This window comes from Azospirillum largimobile (assembly GCF_977007025.2).
The window spans coordinates 19,768-34,926 of sequence record NZ_CDRMUA020000002.1 but is presented as its reverse complement, the minus strand read 5'-3'; the positions used below and the strand labels follow the sequence as shown (position 1 = coordinate 34,926).

9 protein-coding genes are annotated in these 15,159 nt (G+C 68.7%); 1 reads left to right on the top strand and 8 read right to left on the bottom strand.

Annotated elements, in window-relative coordinates; genetic code table 11:
* Positions 1-27: 27 nt before the first annotated feature.
* Positions 28-315: a DUF2218 domain-containing protein gene (locus ACWPKK_RS13580; RefSeq protein ID WP_452004882.1), complete on the bottom strand. Its 288-nt coding sequence runs from the start codon at positions 313-315 to the stop codon at positions 28-30.
* 26 nt (positions 316-341) lie between these two features.
* Positions 342-2,336, bottom strand: coding sequence for a TonB-dependent receptor domain-containing protein (locus ACWPKK_RS13575; protein WP_452004879.1), 1,995 nt, complete (start codon positions 2,334-2,336; stop codon positions 342-344).
* Positions 2,337-2,545: 209 nt separating this feature from the next.
* Between ACWPKK_RS13575 and ACWPKK_RS13570 the strand changes: the two genes are divergently transcribed.
* On the top strand, positions 2,546-3,577 hold the full coding sequence (locus ACWPKK_RS13570) for a helix-turn-helix transcriptional regulator (protein ID WP_452004876.1): 1,032 nt from the start codon (positions 2,546-2,548) through the stop codon (positions 3,575-3,577).
* 206 nt (positions 3,578-3,783) lie between these two features.
* Here the strand turns inward: ACWPKK_RS13570 and ACWPKK_RS13565 are convergent, their stop codons facing one another.
* From ACWPKK_RS13565 to ACWPKK_RS13540, 6 genes are all read right to left on the bottom strand, one after another.
* Positions 3,784-8,625, bottom strand: a complete 4,842-nt coding sequence (locus tag ACWPKK_RS13565; protein WP_452004874.1) for an NAD-glutamate dehydrogenase — start codon at positions 8,623-8,625, stop codon at positions 3,784-3,786.
* Between the two features lie 499 nt (positions 8,626-9,124).
* On the bottom strand, positions 9,125-9,898 hold the full coding sequence (locus tag ACWPKK_RS13560) for an HpcH/HpaI aldolase family protein (RefSeq protein ID WP_452004871.1): 774 nt from the start codon (positions 9,896-9,898) through the stop codon (positions 9,125-9,127).
* Between the two features lie 5 nt (positions 9,899-9,903).
* On the bottom strand, positions 9,904-11,184 hold the full coding sequence (locus ACWPKK_RS13555; RefSeq protein ID WP_452004868.1) for a glycerate kinase type-2 family protein: 1,281 nt from the start codon (positions 11,182-11,184) through the stop codon (positions 9,904-9,906).
* Positions 11,185-11,199: 15 nt separating this feature from the next.
* Positions 11,200-12,090, bottom strand: coding sequence for a 2-hydroxy-3-oxopropionate reductase (gene glxR, locus ACWPKK_RS13550; RefSeq protein WP_452004865.1), 891 nt, complete (start codon positions 12,088-12,090; stop codon positions 11,200-11,202).
* Positions 12,091-12,132: 42 nt separating this feature from the next.
* Positions 12,133-13,467 (bottom strand): glucarate dehydratase, encoded by a 1,335-nt coding sequence (gudD, locus tag ACWPKK_RS13545; protein WP_452004862.1) that lies wholly within the window; start codon positions 13,465-13,467, stop codon positions 12,133-12,135.
* Positions 13,468-13,565: 98 nt separating this feature from the next.
* Positions 13,566-14,915 (bottom strand): MFS transporter, encoded by a 1,350-nt coding sequence (locus tag ACWPKK_RS13540; RefSeq protein WP_452004859.1) that lies wholly within the window; start codon positions 14,913-14,915, stop codon positions 13,566-13,568.
* Positions 14,916-15,159: the final 244 nt, after the last annotated feature.

Genomic DNA, 15,159 nt, shown 5'->3' with positions numbered 1-15,159 from the left:
GACCGGGCGGTATCGGACCGGCGGGCGTCAGCCGGCGGGAGTCCAGTCCGGCTTCAGCCCCTCCTTCCAGGCGAAGCGGACCAGATGGTCGTCCACCACCGCTTTGACGCGGGCCAGCGCCTCGGTGTCCGCCGCCTCGCAACGCAGGGTCAGGATGCCGTCGGACGCCGTCATCGTGCAGCGTCCCCAGGGGAATTGCGCCTCGCCGCTGGCGGCGTCGTAGCGCACCGCGATCTTGTGGGCGAAATGCTTGCAGAGCTGCTGCAGGTACCGGCTGGCAAGGGCCGTCGGAACAGTGGCCGTTTCGGTCAGCATGGATGCGCTCCCTATCGTAGGCCCGCTCAGAACTTGACGGTGGAGGTGAGATAGAAGGTCCGCCCCTCCGCGAGCGCCGGCTGCACGGTGGAGGTCTGGCCGTAGCTGGACCGGCTGACATAGGCCGCGTCGAAGATGTTGTTGGCCTCGGCCCGCAGGGTCCAGTTGGGCGCCGTCGCCAGCGGCTTCCATTCGGTGAAGAGGTTGACGACCTGATAGCCGTCGATCGACCGGAACCCGTTGGCCCGCAGCGCGTCGTCCTCGACCTTCAGCGCGATCTCCGCCGAGGCGCCCAGCGTCAGGCGCAGATCCTCGAAGCCGTAATGGCCGCGCAACGCGAAGAGGTCGCCGACCGGGACCGCCGTATTGTAGTCCGACGACAGCGCCATGCGGTTGCCGTACTTCACGGCGGTGTGGGTGTATTTCGCACTGATCCCGGCATTGCTCCAGTCATAGCCGGCGGTCAGGTCGAAGCCCCTCGTGCGCAGATCCTCGCCGTTGACGCGGGTGTAGGTGGTATAGTTCCAGGCGACCGGGTTCTCCATGTAGGTCAGGAAGGCCGCCGCCTCCAGCCGCAGGCCCTGGTGGGCGTAGCGCAGGCCGGCGCGCATGTTGTGGGCGGTCACCGGCTCCAGGTCGCTGGTATAGCGATAGTTGGCGGCGTGGAACAGGGCGGCCTCGGCCATCTCCAGCCCGCCCCAGTTGTAGCTGTAGCCGCCGAAGGCGGTGAGCCGGTCGGTCACGGCGTAGTCGGCCGACAGGTTGGGGCTGATGCCGGTGTTGTCGAAGGTCTTCTTGTCGACCGAGCGGTAGCTCTGGTGGTCGATGCGGACGCCGGTCGACAGGCGCAGCCGCTCCACCGGCGCCAGACGCGCCTGCAGGAAGCCGCCGACATTGGTGATCCGCTCGTCCGCGTCGGTGGTGAAGTGGAAGCGGTCGATGTGGATGTCGTCGCGGGACAGGTCGAAGCCGGCGGTCAGGGTGCCGGTGGGGATGGCGAAGCTGTTCTTCACCGTCAGGCCGATGGTGTCGACCTCGCTATTGAAGGCGCCGTGCGCGGTGGTGCGGCGGTTCTCGTTCGGCCGCTCCAGCCGATTGCGGGTGTAGGTGAAAGTGACGCCGGGATTGAACCAGTCGGTCGGCTGCGTGGTCTCATAGCTGACGACGGCGGTGGTGCGGGTCGCGGTGTTGCTGTTCATCAGCGGCCCGGTCGGCCCGCCGACGATGCCGAGGTTGGAGCGCAGGCGGCGCACTGCGTCGTCGCGCACATGTTCGCCCGACACCGAGAAGCGGTGGCCGCTGTCGGACTCGTAGGCCAGCTTGCCCAGGCCGCCGACCAGATCGGTGCCGGTGCCGGCCTCGGTCACGCCGTTGCCGTTCTCGTAGTTCTTGCCGCGCGACAGGGTGCCGATGCCGAGGATCTCGAAGCCGTTTTTGGCGGCATAGCCGGCGCCGGTTGTCCGCCAGGTCTTGGAGTTGGTGTCGTAGCCGAGGATGGCGGTGGCGCCGACATCCTGCCCCGGCAGGAGCATGTCGGTGGCGTCCTTCGTCTTGAAGGCGACCGCGCCGCCGAGCGCGCCCGGACCGGCATCGGCCGGCGACACGCCTGGATCGACCTGCACCGACTTCAGGAAGGTCGGGTCGAGCGTCAGGTTGCCGTTGTGGTGCCAGATGCCGTTGCGCTGGGCCGCACCGTCGATGGTGACGTTCAGCTTGCTCTGGTCGATGCCGTGCAGATAGATCTTCTGCGCCGCGGTGCTGCTGCCGGGGACGGTGATGCTCGGCTCGTCCTGGAACAGGTCGCGCAGGGTCTGCGGCACCTCGCGGTCGATGGTCTTTCGGTCGATGACGGTCGCCGCCTCCACCGGGCGGGGCGCCTCTCCCTCCACCGCGACGGAGGGGAGGGTGACGGCCTTATCCTGGACTTTGTCCTGGGCCAGGGCCGGGACGGCCTGCGCCATCAGCGACAGGGTGAGGAGGGCGGTCGTGCTGGTGATCCGGTGACGGAATCGGCTGGTCATGGTCGGCAGTCCATCCTTTCGCGTCACCCCCGGATCACGCCCGCTGGACCATCGGCCCCCGCTGTGATATCCGAGAATGCGACGCATTCGCAACTTGGTTCCAGCGTGCTGGACGCTGTTCACGCTGGTATAGCCCGCACTGCGCCGACGATGCCTTTGCGTGCCGGTCAAACTCCTTTGCCGGTTCGCCAGATGACGGGGATGGGGCGATGACGGATGGCGACGTATTAGGGGCTGAAAGTCCGCTCCGCTGGCGGGATCTGGTGGCGCGCGGCAACCGCGGGGGCGAGGCGCTGCCGGCGATCGTCCCCTCGCTCGATCCCGACGACATCGTGCTGCGCGGCCGGTTCCGCATGGAAATGCTGCGCAGCGGCCTGTCGCTGCACGCCACCGACGCGGTCGATCTGCGCGACATGACGACGGCGGCGGCGGCCGGGGCGGGGCTGACGGTGGCGCTGTTCCTGCGGGGCGAGGTCGACATCTCGCTCGGCGAGCGCCGCTATGCCTTGTCGGCCGCGCGGGAGCCCGTCCTGTTCCTGCTGTCCCGCACGGAGGAGGACCGGTTCCAGCGCCGCGCGATGCGCGGCAACTGGGTGCGCAAGATCACGCTGGGCCTGCCGCCGGACTGGTTCGACACCGATGGCGGCCCTGTCGCCCGCGAGGTGGCGGGGGAGGGGAGCCTGCGGCGCTTCTGCCGGACGCATGGCGCCAGCCTGACGCTGCGGCCGACGCCGCGGCAGGTGGCGCTGGCGGAACGGCTGACCGGCCCCATCGCCTGCCCGCCGATGCTGGAAAGCCTCTATCTGGAAAGCCACGCGCTGGAGATCGTCGCCGATGCGCTGGGCATGGTCGACATGCCGGCCGCCAACCCGTTGAGCAGCCGGGACCGCACCCGCCTGCGCATCGCCTGCGAGTATCTGGAAAGCCGCGACCCGGACGACGACGCGCCGCTGCGGCTGGAGGAGGTCGCCCGCCATGCCGGGATGAGCGTCAGCACGCTGCACCGGCTGTTCCGGGCCGGCCACGGCATGTCGGTGTTCGAGTATGAGCGGGCGCGCCGGATGGAGCGGGCGCGGACGGCGCTGGAGTGCGACGGCGTCAGCGTGACGGAGGCCGCCTATCTCGCCGGCTATTCCAGCCCGGCCAACTTCGCCACCGCCTTCAAGCGGCACTTCGGCCGCTGTCCGCGGGAGGCGCGGGCGACCCGCATCGCCCTCCCGCCGGCTGCGGGCAGAAGTTGAATCGCAGAGCGGTCCGCTATCCGCAGAGGTTGCTTTCGAAATAGAAAATGGGCGGACCCGCGGTCAAGCGGATCCGCCCAAGGCGAGGAGACTGAAAACCGGCGCCCGAACGTGCCTGCAAAGGCGCCGGCGTTCCGGCGGCCCAGCTGCGCAGACCTGCGCGACCGGGCCGTCCGAACCGAGCGTCTCCTATCCCTGTGTGCTCATCACCCCGCGATCAGGCCACGCAGCTGCCGGTTGGCGACCGCCAGCATGGCGAGGTCGACCGCCGGCTGGGCGCGCAACTCGGCCAGAAGCTGCTCGACGCGCTCCACCACCAGGCTGCGGCTGGCGATCCAGGCATCGACCGCCGCGGACTCGTCGCCCTCGCTCTCCAGCACGCGGATGGTCAGCGCGCTCTGGTGGGCGAACAGGTCGTCGATGATCGCGGCGACCGCCTGACGCTGCCAGTGGTTGTCGACCTTGGCGCCGTCGGCGCGGTCGCGCAGCCATTCCAGGCCGAAGCGGCGGCCCAGCCCGAAATAGACCGAGGCGACGCCCTCCACCGCACGGCCGGTGCGCTCGGCGATCCGCACCAGATCCGGGGCGGCGGCCAGCACCGGCAAGGCGGCGACCCGGCGGGCCAGATCCTCCGGCACGCCCTGGGCGGTGGCGTCGGCGACGCGGGCGGCGAGGCGGGAGGATTCCTCGGCATCCAGGAAATGGTCGAGCCCGGCGGCCAAAGCCTCCACCCCCGGACGGAAGGCGGCGGACTCCCGGCCCAGATCCAGCGGATGCGGGCTGTGGGCCAGGAACCAGGCGACCGCACGATCCATCAGATGGACCGTCTCCAGCATCAGCGTGGTCTGCAGGGCGGCCGGGACCGCATTGTCCAGACCGTCGATGGCATCCCACAGCGGGCGAAGCTGGAACACGTCGCGGGTGATGGCATAGGCGCGGGCGACGTCCGCCGGGCCGAGGCCGGTCTTCTCCACCATGTCGCGGACGAAGGTGGGGCCGACGCGGTTGACCAGGCTGTTGGTGACGGCGGAGGCGATGATCTCGCGGCGCAGGCGGTGGCGGAAGATCGCCTCGCGATGGCCATCGCGCAGCGGCTGCGGGAAGTAGCGCAGCAGGTCCTCGACCGTCGCCGGATCGTCCGGCAGTTCCGACGCCAGCAGATCGTCATACAGCGTGATCTTGGCGTAGGCCAGCAGCACCGCCAGCTCCGGCCGGGTCAGGCCGCGACGCTCGGCCATGCGCTGGGCCAGTTCCTCGTCGGTCGGCAGATACTCGATGGCGCGGTTCAGCCGGCCGTTGCGCTCCAGGTTGCGGATGAAGCGGGACTGCGCCTCCAGCAGGGCGGCGCCTTGCGCCTCGGCGATGGTCAGCGCGCCGGTCTGCCGGTAGTTGTCGGCCAGCACCAGACCCGCCACCTCGTCGGTCATCGCCGACAGCAGGGTGTCGCGCTGCTTCAGCGTCATGTCGCCGCGCGCCATGACGTCGCCCAGCAGGATCTTGATGTTCACCTCATGGTCGGAGGTGTCGACGCCGGCGGAATTGTCGATGGCGTCGGTGTTCAGCCGCACGCCCTTGCCGTCGCGGCCCTTCTGCGCCGCTTCGATGCGGCCGCGCTGGGTGACGCCCAGATTGGCGCCTTCGCCGACCACCTTGGCGCGGATCTGGCCGCCGTCGACGCGCAGCGCGTCGTTGGCCTTGTCGCCGGCCTCGGCGTTCGTCTCGGTCGACGCCTTGATGTAGGTGCCGATGCCGCCGAACCACAGCAGATCGACTTCCGCGGTCAGCAGGCGGCGCATCAGTTCAGTCGGGGACAGGTGGGTCTGCTCGATGCCGAAGCAGGCGCGGACCTCCGCCGTCAGCTCCACCGTCTTGGCGCTGCGCTCCACGATCATCGCGCCCTTCGACAGCTTGGAGCGGTCGTAGTCGGCCCAGGAGGAGCGGGGCAGGGCGAACAGCCGGTTGCGCTCCTCCCAGCTGGTCGCGGCGTCGGGATCGGGATCGAGGAAGATGTGGCGGTGGTCGAAGGCCGCCAGCAGGCGGATGTGGCGGGACAGCAGCATGCCGTTGCCGAACACGTCGCCCGACATGTCGCCGACGCCGACCACGGTGAAGTCAGTGGTCTGGATGTCGGTGCCCATCTCGCGGAAATGGCGCTTCACCGACTCCCAGGCGCCGCGGGCGGTGATGCCCATCACCTTGTGGTCGTAACCGGCCGAGCCGCCCGAGGCGAAGGCATCGCCCAGCCAGAAGCCATGGTTGACCGACACCCCGTTGGCGATGTCGGAGAAGGTGGCCGTGCCCTTGTCGGCGGCGACCACCAGATAGGGGTCGTCCCCCCAACGCTCCACATCGTGGCGCACCACGTTCTTCGGCGGCACCACCGAGCCGTCGGCGGCCAGATTGTCGGTGATGTCCAGCAGGCCGCGCATCAGCGTCTTGTAGCACTCGATGCCTTCGGCGAGCGCCGCCTCGCGGCCGGCGCTGGGAGCGGGAGGCCGCTTGACGACGAAGCCGCCCTTGGATCCCACCGGCACGATGACGGTGTTCTTCACCATCTGCGCCTTCATCAGGCCGAGGATCTCGGTGCGGAAATCCTCACGCCTATCGGACCAGCGGATGCCGCCGCGGGCGACCTTGCCGCCGCGCAGATGGACGCCTTCCATGCGCGGGCTGTAGACGAAGACCTCCACCCACGGGCGGGGCAGCGGCAGTTCTTCGATGGAGCCGCTGTCCAGCTTGAAGGACAGGTGCGGTTTCGGCGTGCCCTCCGGGGCAGTCTGGTAGGCGTTGGTGCGCAGGGTGGCGCGGATCAGGTTGACGAAACGGCGCAGGATGCGGTCGTCGTCCAGGTTGGTGACGGCGTCAAGCGCGTCCTCGATTTGCTCAAGGATCGGCGCTTCGTCTGCCTGGTTGGCCGGGTCGAAGCGGGCGGCGAAGAGGCGGGACAGCAGGCGGGCGATCTGCGGATGGCCGGACAGCGTCGCCTCGATGGTGTCCTGGGCGTAGGCGAAGCGGGCCTGCTTCAGGTACTTGGCATAGGCGCGCAGAACCGTGACCTCACGGGCCCCCAGCCCGGCGCGCAGCACCAGCCGGTTGAAGCCGTCATCCTCCATCCGGCCGTCCCAGATGTCGGCGAAGGCCTCCTGGAAGGTCTGCTTGACCTTGACGCAGTCGACGGGCAGGCCGGTCTGGGTGCGGGCGGAGAAGTCGTGGATCCAGACCGACGGGGCGCCGCCGGCCGGGCGGACCTCGTAGGGCTGTTCGGTGATCACCTTCAGGTCCATGTGCTCCAGCATCGGCAGCACGTCGGACAGCGGCACCGGCCGGCCCTGGTGGTAGATCTTGACGTGCAGCTCGTCGCCGTCCGCCTCCAGCGGGTGGAACAGCACGATGCCGAGCCGCTGTTCGGAGAGCGCGCGTTCGATGCGGTCGATGTCGTGGACGGCGGTTTCCGCCGTGAAGGTCTCGCGGTAGCCGGCCGGGAAGGCGTCGGCATAGCGGCGCAGGCGGGCGTTGCCGATTTCCTCGCCATGCGCCTCGACCAGCGCATCGCGCAGCCGGTCGGCCCAGCTGCGGGAGACCTGGACCAGCCGGGCCTCGATCTCGCTGATGTCGGCGGCGGGAATCTTGCCCGGCTCCGTCTTCACCATCAGGTGCAGGCGGGCGAGCGCGCTGTCCGACAGCTGGGTGAAGTAGGAGGTGCAGCTGCCGTGGAAGGCCGTCTCCAGCACGCCCTGGATCTTGCGGCGGAGCGCCGTGTCGTAGCGGTCGCGCGGCACGAAGACCAGCGCCGAGACGAAGCGTTCGAAGGGATCGCGGCGGACGAACAGGGCAAGGCGCTGGCGTTCCTGCAGGTGCAGGATGCCGAGAGCGGTTTCGAACAGCTCGTCGGACGGGGTCTGGAACAGCTCGTCGCGCGGATAGGTCTCCAGGATGTTCAGCAGCGCCTTGCCGTCATGGCCCGACGGATCGAAGCCGGCGCGGCCCATGACGCGGGCGACCTTGCGGCGCAGGAACGGGATCTCGCGCGGGCTGCGGTTGTAGGCGACGGAGGTGAACAGGCCGACCGACAGGGTGATGCCGAGGACATTGCCCTGCCCGTCGAAGCGCTTGACCAGGATGGCGTCGAGCGGCACCGAGCGGTGGACGGTGGCCTGCCGGGTGCCCTTGGTCACCAGGAGCGCGCGCGGCTGGTGCAGGAAGGCGCGGATTTCGGCGGGCAGGACGGCGGCGTGGCCGTGCTCGTCGAAGACGGTGATCTCCGGGTCGCGCAGCACGCCCAGCCCGCTGCCCTCGACCAGCTCCAGCCAGGGCTCCCGCCCGTCGCCGCCGATGGTGGCGGTGTAGAGGCGGCTGCCCAGCAGGGTCATGTTGCCGTCGTCGACCCAGGTCAGGAAGTCGGTGGCTTCCTTGGATTCCTCGGCATCGGGGGCGTGGGCGATGTCGTCGCGGGCGGCGCGGACGCGCTCGCGCATCGGGTTCCAGTCCTCCACCGCGGCGCGGACATCGGCCAGCACCCGTTCGATGCCGGCGCGCAGACGGGCCTGGGCGGCCGGATCCGACAACGGGTCGATGGAGCAGTGCATGAAGGATTCGTCGCGCGCGCCGTCCTTCTCTTCGTCGGCTTCCAGAAGCTCGACGATGCGGCCCTCGGCGTCGCGGACGACGCGGGTGACGGGATGGATGACGAGGTGGACGGTGACGCCCTGCCGGTTCAGCTCCGCCGTGACGGAATCGACCAGGAAGGGCATGTCGTCGTTGACGATCTCCACCACCGAGCGTTCGGACTGCCAGCCGTGCTCGTCCAGCCGCGGCGCATAGACCCGAACCTTGGGCTTGCCGGGCGTGCGCTGCTGTGCCCATTGCCACATCGCGAGCGCCGCACCGTAAAGCTGTTCCGGTGTGCCGCGCAGCAGGTCGTCGGGGGGCACGTTGGCGTAGAAACGCTTAACGAAGCGCTCCGCCCGCGCGTTCGGAACCCGGCTGCGCACCAGTTCGGCCAGCTGCTGCCGCAAGTCGCCCGCCAGATCCTTCGTCGCCGTCCGCATGATGGTGGATGTCTCCTCTCGGGTTTTCTTTGGATTGGTAGTACCATCCCCACCCAATCAATTCGACGGCAAATAAACGGCAGGATTTCTGACCAAGCGGCGATTCGCACTCCTTTCGGGTTATTTCCCCAAAGATTCGGACAACCCAGTGACATAGTCGCCGAATTTATCCATAGCCCGTTCACATCCCCGCCACCGCGCTCCCGCCGCCGGTACCGCGGCAAAGACGCACAGTGCCCTTCTGCCGCACCTCCCGGTGGTCGCCGGGGGCCTGCGGGGGTGGGGAAGCCGAATCGATTCGGGCAGTTCGGCCTTCTACCGGCAAATCGGCGGAAAGCCTGGAAAATGGGCTCGCAAGAAGGTCAGCGGTGCTGACCGGACGGCGGTTCCGATCTCCGCCGGAGAGTTTTGCGACAGGGTGTCGATGGGACGGCGTGCGTTCGCGGAAAGATCGTAAAAATTGCGGACGCACGCCAGCCTTGGGGAAGCGGTCGCAGCGTCAGGCGTTCGTCTTGAACTTGGCGGCGAGCTGTTCGGATGTGCGGGCGAGGATGCCGAGGTCGGAGCCGACGGCGACGAAGCTGCAGCCCAGCTCGATGTAGCGCTTGGCGAGCGCCTCGTCCGCCGACAGGATGCCGGCCGGCTTGCCGCAGGCGCGGATGCGGGCGATGGCGTCCTCGATCGCCGCCTGCACCTCCGGGTGCTTGGGGTTGCCGACATGGCCCAGAGCCGCCGCAAGGTCGCCGGGGCCGATGAAGACGCCCGTCACGCCGTCCACCGCCGCGATCTCCTCGATGTTGTCCAGGCCACGGCGGCTTTCCACCTGCACCAGGACCGCAAGCTCCGCCTCGCACAGCTGCGGATAGTCCTTGATCCGGCCGAAGCCGCTCGCCCGCGGCGCCGCCGAATAGCCGCGCACGCCATGCGGCGGATAGCGGGTGTAGGCCACCGCGTTCGCCGCCTCCTCCGCGCTCTCGACATAGGGAATCAGGAAGGACTGCACGCCGATGTCCAGGTAGCGCTTCAGCGTCACCATGTCGTTCCACGGCACCCGCACCACCGGATGCGCCCGGCCGCCGGCTGCCGCCGCCTGCAGCTGGCTGTAGACCATCGGCAGCTCGTTGGGCGAATGCTCGGTGTCCAGCACCAGCCAGTCGAAGCCGGAGCCGGCGATGATCTCCACCGTCACATGGCTCGACAGGATCGACCACAGGCCGATCTGCAAGCGGCCGGCGTCGATCGCGCGCTTGAAGGTATTCTGGGGAATGGTCATGGCTGTCACCTCGTCGCTCGGCACGCGTCGATCAGGATCGCGCGGAAATCATTGACATTGGTCAGGGTCGGGCCGGTCACCACGCCGTCGCCCATCGCCTCGAAGAAGCCGTGGCCGTCGTTGTCGGCCAGGCTGTCGCGCGGCTTGAGGCCGAGGCTCCAGGCCCGCGCCAGCGTGTCGGGGCCAATGATGGCGCCGGCGATCTCCTCCTGCCCGTCCACCCCGTCGGTGTCGCCGGCGATGGCGTGGATGGCCGCATGGCCGTCCAGCGCGATGGCGAGCGACAGCAGGAACTCCACATTGCGGCCGCCGCGGCCCCCACCGCGCACCGTCACCGTGGTCTCGCCACCCGACAGCAGGATGCAGGGCGCGGTGAAGGGCTGGGCGCGGTCGGCCACCTGCAGGGCGAGGCCGCCCAGCACCTTGCCGACGTCGCGCGCCTCGCCTTCGATGCGGTCGCTCAGGATGTGCACCGGGTAGCCGGCCTTGCGGGCCACCGCCGCCGCCGCCTCCAGCGCCATCTGCGGCGTGGCGATCAGGCGGGCTTCGCAGCCCGCCAGCCGCGGGTCGTCCGGCTTGACGCTTTCGCCGCGCCCGCTTTCCAGCAGCTCCAGCACCGCGGGCGGCACTGTGATGCCGTAGCGGCGGAGGATGGCGAGGGCGTCGGCGCAGCTGGTGGGGTCGCCGACGGTGGGGCCCGACGCGATGTCCATCGGATTGTCGCCGGGCACGTCGGACAGCAGCAGGGTCAGCACCCGGGCCGGGGCGCAGGCGGCGGCGAGCCGGCCGCCCTTCACCGCCGACAGGTGGCGGCGCACGCAGTTCATCTCGGAGATGGTGGCGCCGGAGGCGAGCAGGGCGCGGTTGACCGCCTGCTTGTCCGCCAGCGTCACGCCGCCCTGCGGCAGCGCCAGCAGCGCCGAGCCGCCGCCGGAGATCAGGCACAGCACCAGATCGTCCGCCCCGAGGCCGGAGACCAGCGCCCGGATGCGCTCGGCGGCGGCCAGCCCGGCGGCATCGGGCACCGGGTGGGCGGCCTCGACGATCTCGATGCGCCGGCACGGCACGGCATAGCCGTAGCGGGTGACCACCAGCCCGGAGAGGTCTCCCGGCCAATGGTCCTCGACCGCCCGCGCCATCGCCGCCGAGGCCTTGCCGGCACCGATCACCACCAGCCGGCCTTTCGGCGGGTCCGGCAGGTTGGCCGGCACGCACAGCGCCGGCTGGGCGGCGGCGATGGCGGCATCGAACATCTGGCGCAGCAGATCGCGCGGAACGGTCGACATGGACGGAGCCTCCTTTTAGACCTTCTGGCCGATCTCGAAGTTGGCGAGCATCTCCAGGGCGCGGACCATGCCGGAATGGTCCCAGGCCTTGCCGCCATTGGCGGCGCAGGCGTTGAACAGCTCCTGGGCGGTGGCGGTGTTGGGCAGGCTGACGCCGAGCGAGCGGGCGGTGGCGAGCGCCAGGTTGAGGTCCTTCTGGTGCAGCTCGATGCGGAAGCCCGGATCGAAGGTCCGCTTGACCATGCGCTCGCCATGGACCTCGAGGATGCGGGAGTTGGCGAAGCCGCCCATCAGGGCCTGACGGACCTTGGCCGGATCGGCGCCGGCCTTGGCGGCGAGCAGCAGGGCCTCGCCGACCGCCTCGATGGTGAGCGCGACGATGATCTGGTTGGCGACCTTGGTGGTCTGGCCGTCGCCGTTGCCGCCGACCAGGGTGATGTTCTTGCCCATCAGCTCGAACAGCGGCTTGACGGTGTCGAAGGCCGTCTCCGGCCCGCCGACCATGATGGTGAGGGAAGCGGCCTTGGCGCCGACCTCGCCGCCGGACACCGGCGCGTCGAGATAGTCGCAGCCCAGCTCGTTGACGCGGCGGGCGAAGTCCTTTGTGGCGACCGGGGAGATCGAGGACATGTCCACCACGATCTTGCCGGCGCCGAGGCCCTCGGCGACGCCGTCGGCACTGAACAGGACCTTTTCGACGTCGGGGGTGTCGGGGACCATGATGAAGACGATCTCGGCCTGTTCCGCCACTTCCTTGCCGGAGCCGCAGGTCACGGCGCCGCCGGCGGTCAGGCTGTCGGGCACCGGGCCGACGGTGTGGACGAACAGCGCGTGACCCGCCGCCTGAAGGTGGCCCGCCATCGGCGCGCCCATGATCCCCAGTCCGATAAAGCCGATCTTGCTCATCTCTTTTCCTTCCAAAGCAATCTTGTCGTCGCGGGGCGGGGTTCAGCGAACCAGGCAGGGGCGCTTGTTGTCGAAGGTCCAGCCGGAGATCAGGTACTGCATGGCGATGGCGTCGTCGCGGGCGCCCAGGCCGTGTTCCTTGTAGAGCTCATGCGCCTTCGCCAGCTGGTCCATGTCGATCTCGACGCCCAGCCCCGGCTTCTGCGGCACGGCAACCAGACCGCCCTTGATCTGGAACGGCTCCTTGGTGAGGCGCTGGCCGTCCTGCCAGATCCAGTGTGTGTCGATCGCGGTGATCTTGCCCGGCGCCGCGGCGGCGACGTGGGTGAACATCGCCAGCGAGATGTCGAAGTGGTTGTTGGAGTGCGACCCCCAGGTCAGGCCCCATTCATGGCACATCTGGGCGACGCGGACGGAGCCCTGCATGGTCCAGAAATGCGGGTCGGCCAGCGGGATGTCGACCGACTGCAGCTGGATGGCGTGGCCCATCTGGCGCCAGTCGGTGGCGATCATGTTGGTCGCCGTCGGCAGCCCGGTGGCGCGGCGGAACTCCGCCATCACCTCGCGGCCCGAATAGCCCTTTTCGGCGCCGCAGGGGTCCTCGGCATAGGCCAGCACGTCGCCCTTGCCCTTGCACAGGCGGATCGCCTCTTCCAGCGACCAGGCGCCGTTGGGGTCGAGCGTGATGCGCGCCTGGGGGAAGCGCTTGGCGAGCGCGGTCACCGCCTCGATCTCCTGCTCGCCGGCCAGGACACCGCCCTTCAGCTTGAAGTCGTTGAAGCCGTAGCGGTCATGGGCGGCCTCGGCCAACCGGACCACCGCCTCGGGCGTCAGGGCCTCTTCATGGCGCAGGCGGAACCAGTCGTTCCTGGCATCGGGTTCGCTGCGATAGGGCAGGTCGGTCTTGGTGCGGTCGCCGACATAGAACAGGTAGCCCAGCATCTCGACCGCGTCGCGCTGCTGCCCCTCGCCGAGCAGGGCGGCGACCGGAACCTCCAGGTACTGGCCCAGCAGGTCGAGCAGGGCCGCTTCCAGAGCGGTGACGGCATGGATGGCGATGCGCAGGTCGAAGGTCTGCAGGCCGCGGCCGCCGGAATCGCGGTCGGCGAAGGCCTTGCGGGCGGCGTTCAGGATGTTGTTGAAGGCGCCGATCGGCTGGCCGACCACCAGGGCGCGGGCGTCCTCCAGGGTCTGACGGATCTTCTCGCCGCCGGGGACCTCGCCGACGCCGGTGTGGCCGGCGCTGTCCTTCAGGATCACCACGTTGCGGGTGAAGAAGGGGGCGTGGGCGCCCGACAGGTTCAGCAGCATGCCATCATGGCCGGCGACCGGCACGACCAGCATTTCGGTGACTTTGGGGGAGGATTGGGAAGCCATGGTGGGTCTCCAGGGAAGGGGCGCGGCCATCGGAGCCGCGCTCCGCTTTCGGATGATCGTGAGATGAGGGGGGCGGATCGGGGTGCGGCGTGGAGGGGTCAGAGCGTCTTCAGTTCCACGCGCTTGATCTCGCCGACGATGAACAGGTAGCTGAGGATCGCGACGGCGGCGTTGGCGGCGACGAAGATCAGCGCACCGTCGAAGGACCCGGAACCGGCGACCAGATAGCCGATGACGATCGGGGTGGTGATGCCGGCGGTGTTGCCGAAGGTGTTGAACAGGCCGCCCGACAGGCCGCCGATCTCCTTCGGCGAGGTGTCGGCGACGACGGCCCAGCCCAGCGCCCCGACGCCCTTGCCGAAGAAGGCGAGCGCCATGATGGCGACGACCAGCCATTCGGCATCGACGTAGTTGCAGGCGATCATGCTCATCGACATCAGCATGCCGAGCACGATCGGCGTCTTGCGGGCAACGGACAGCGAGTAGCCCTTCTTGATCAGCCAGTCGGAGATCACGCCGCCCAGCACGCCGCCGATGAAGCCGGCGATGGCGGGAACCGAGGCGATCAGGCCGGCTTTCAGGATGGTCATGCCACGGCCCTGGACGAGGTAGACCGGGAACCAGGTCAGGAAGAAGTAGGTCAGCGTGGTGATGGCGTATTGGCCGATGTAGATGCCCAGCAGCATGCGGTTGGACAGCAGCTGCTTCAGGTAGCCGAGCTTCGGACCGCCGCCGGCCTTGGCCTTCTTCGCGTTGTCCATGTCGACCAGACCGCCGCCCTGCTCGATGTGATCGAGCTCGGCTTTGTTGATGAGCGGGTGGTCCTTCGGGCTGTACAGAACCTTCATCCAGACGAAGCCGAGCACGATGCCCAGCACGCCCATGACGTAGAAGACGTACTGCCAGCCGTAGGTCGCGGTGATCCACGCCATCAGCGGGGCAAAGATCACGGTGGCAAAATACTGCGCCGAGTTGAAGACGGCGGAGGCGGTGCCGCGCTCCGCCGTCGGGAACCAGGCGGAGACGATGCGCGAGTTCGCCGGGAAGGACGGCGCTTCGGTCAGGCCGACCATGAAGCGCAGGGCGAACAGCGTGAGGATCGCCGTGCCGGCGCCGAGGAAGCCGACGAAGCCCTGCAGCAGGGTGAAGATCGACCAGGTGATCAGGCTGAAGAAGTAGATGGTCTTGGAGCCGAACCGGTCTAGCAGCCAGCCGCCGGGAAGCTGGGCCATCACATAGGCCCAGCCGAAGGCGGAGAAGACGTACCCCATGGCGACGGCGTCTAGGCCGAGCTGCTTGGAGGCGGCGGGACCGGCGATCGACAGCGTGGCGCGGTCGGCATAGTTCACGGCGGTCAGGATGAACAGCATGAGCACGATCAGGTAGCGCACATGCGTCGGCTTCGCCTGGGCGGCTGCTGCCTTTTCTGCTGTTGGCGGTGTGGCCATTCCGTCAACCACCGTGTCGGTTGGTATGGAGGCTTCAGCGGACATGGACATTGCTCCCTATGATACCGCCCGGCTCCAGCCCGATTCTTGCTTTTTGGGGGCTTTGGCGTGTGCCTTGCGGAAGGTCACGGTTTGGCGCTTCTGCGGGTCCTGCCAGCGGGCGGTCCCTTGGTTTCGCAGCGCTATCAGTGACGAATTGATAGCGCTGCCATTCGGTAGATCCAAGGGCAAAATTCGCCTCTTT

Excerpts from the sequence above, each read along its gene's own strand:
- ACWPKK_RS13580 (WP_452004882.1), bottom strand. The coding sequence starts at position 315 with ATGCTGACCGAAACGGCCACTGTTCCGACGGCCCTTGCCAGCCGGTAC.
- ACWPKK_RS13575 (WP_452004879.1), bottom strand. The coding sequence starts at position 2,336 with ATGACCAGCCGATTCCGTCACCGGATCACCAGCACGACCGCCCTCCTC.
- ACWPKK_RS13570 (WP_452004876.1), top strand. The coding sequence starts at position 2,546 with ATGACGGATGGCGACGTATTAGGGGCTGAAAGTCCGCTCCGCTGGCGG.
- ACWPKK_RS13565 (WP_452004874.1), bottom strand. The coding sequence starts at position 8,625 with ATGCGGACGGCGACGAAGGATCTGGCGGGCGACTTGCGGCAGCAGCTG.
- ACWPKK_RS13560 (WP_452004871.1), bottom strand. The coding sequence starts at position 9,898 with ATGACCATTCCCCAGAATACCTTCAAGCGCGCGATCGACGCCGGCCGC.
- ACWPKK_RS13555 (WP_452004868.1), bottom strand. The coding sequence starts at position 11,184 with ATGTCGACCGTTCCGCGCGATCTGCTGCGCCAGATGTTCGATGCCGCC.
- glxR (WP_452004865.1), bottom strand. The coding sequence starts at position 12,090 with ATGAGCAAGATCGGCTTTATCGGACTGGGGATCATGGGCGCGCCGATG.
- gudD (WP_452004862.1), bottom strand. The coding sequence starts at position 13,467 with ATGGCTTCCCAATCCTCCCCCAAAGTCACCGAAATGCTGGTCGTGCCG.
- ACWPKK_RS13540 (WP_452004859.1), bottom strand. The coding sequence starts at position 14,915 with ATGGCCACACCGCCAACAGCAGAAAAGGCAGCAGCCGCCCAGGCGAAG.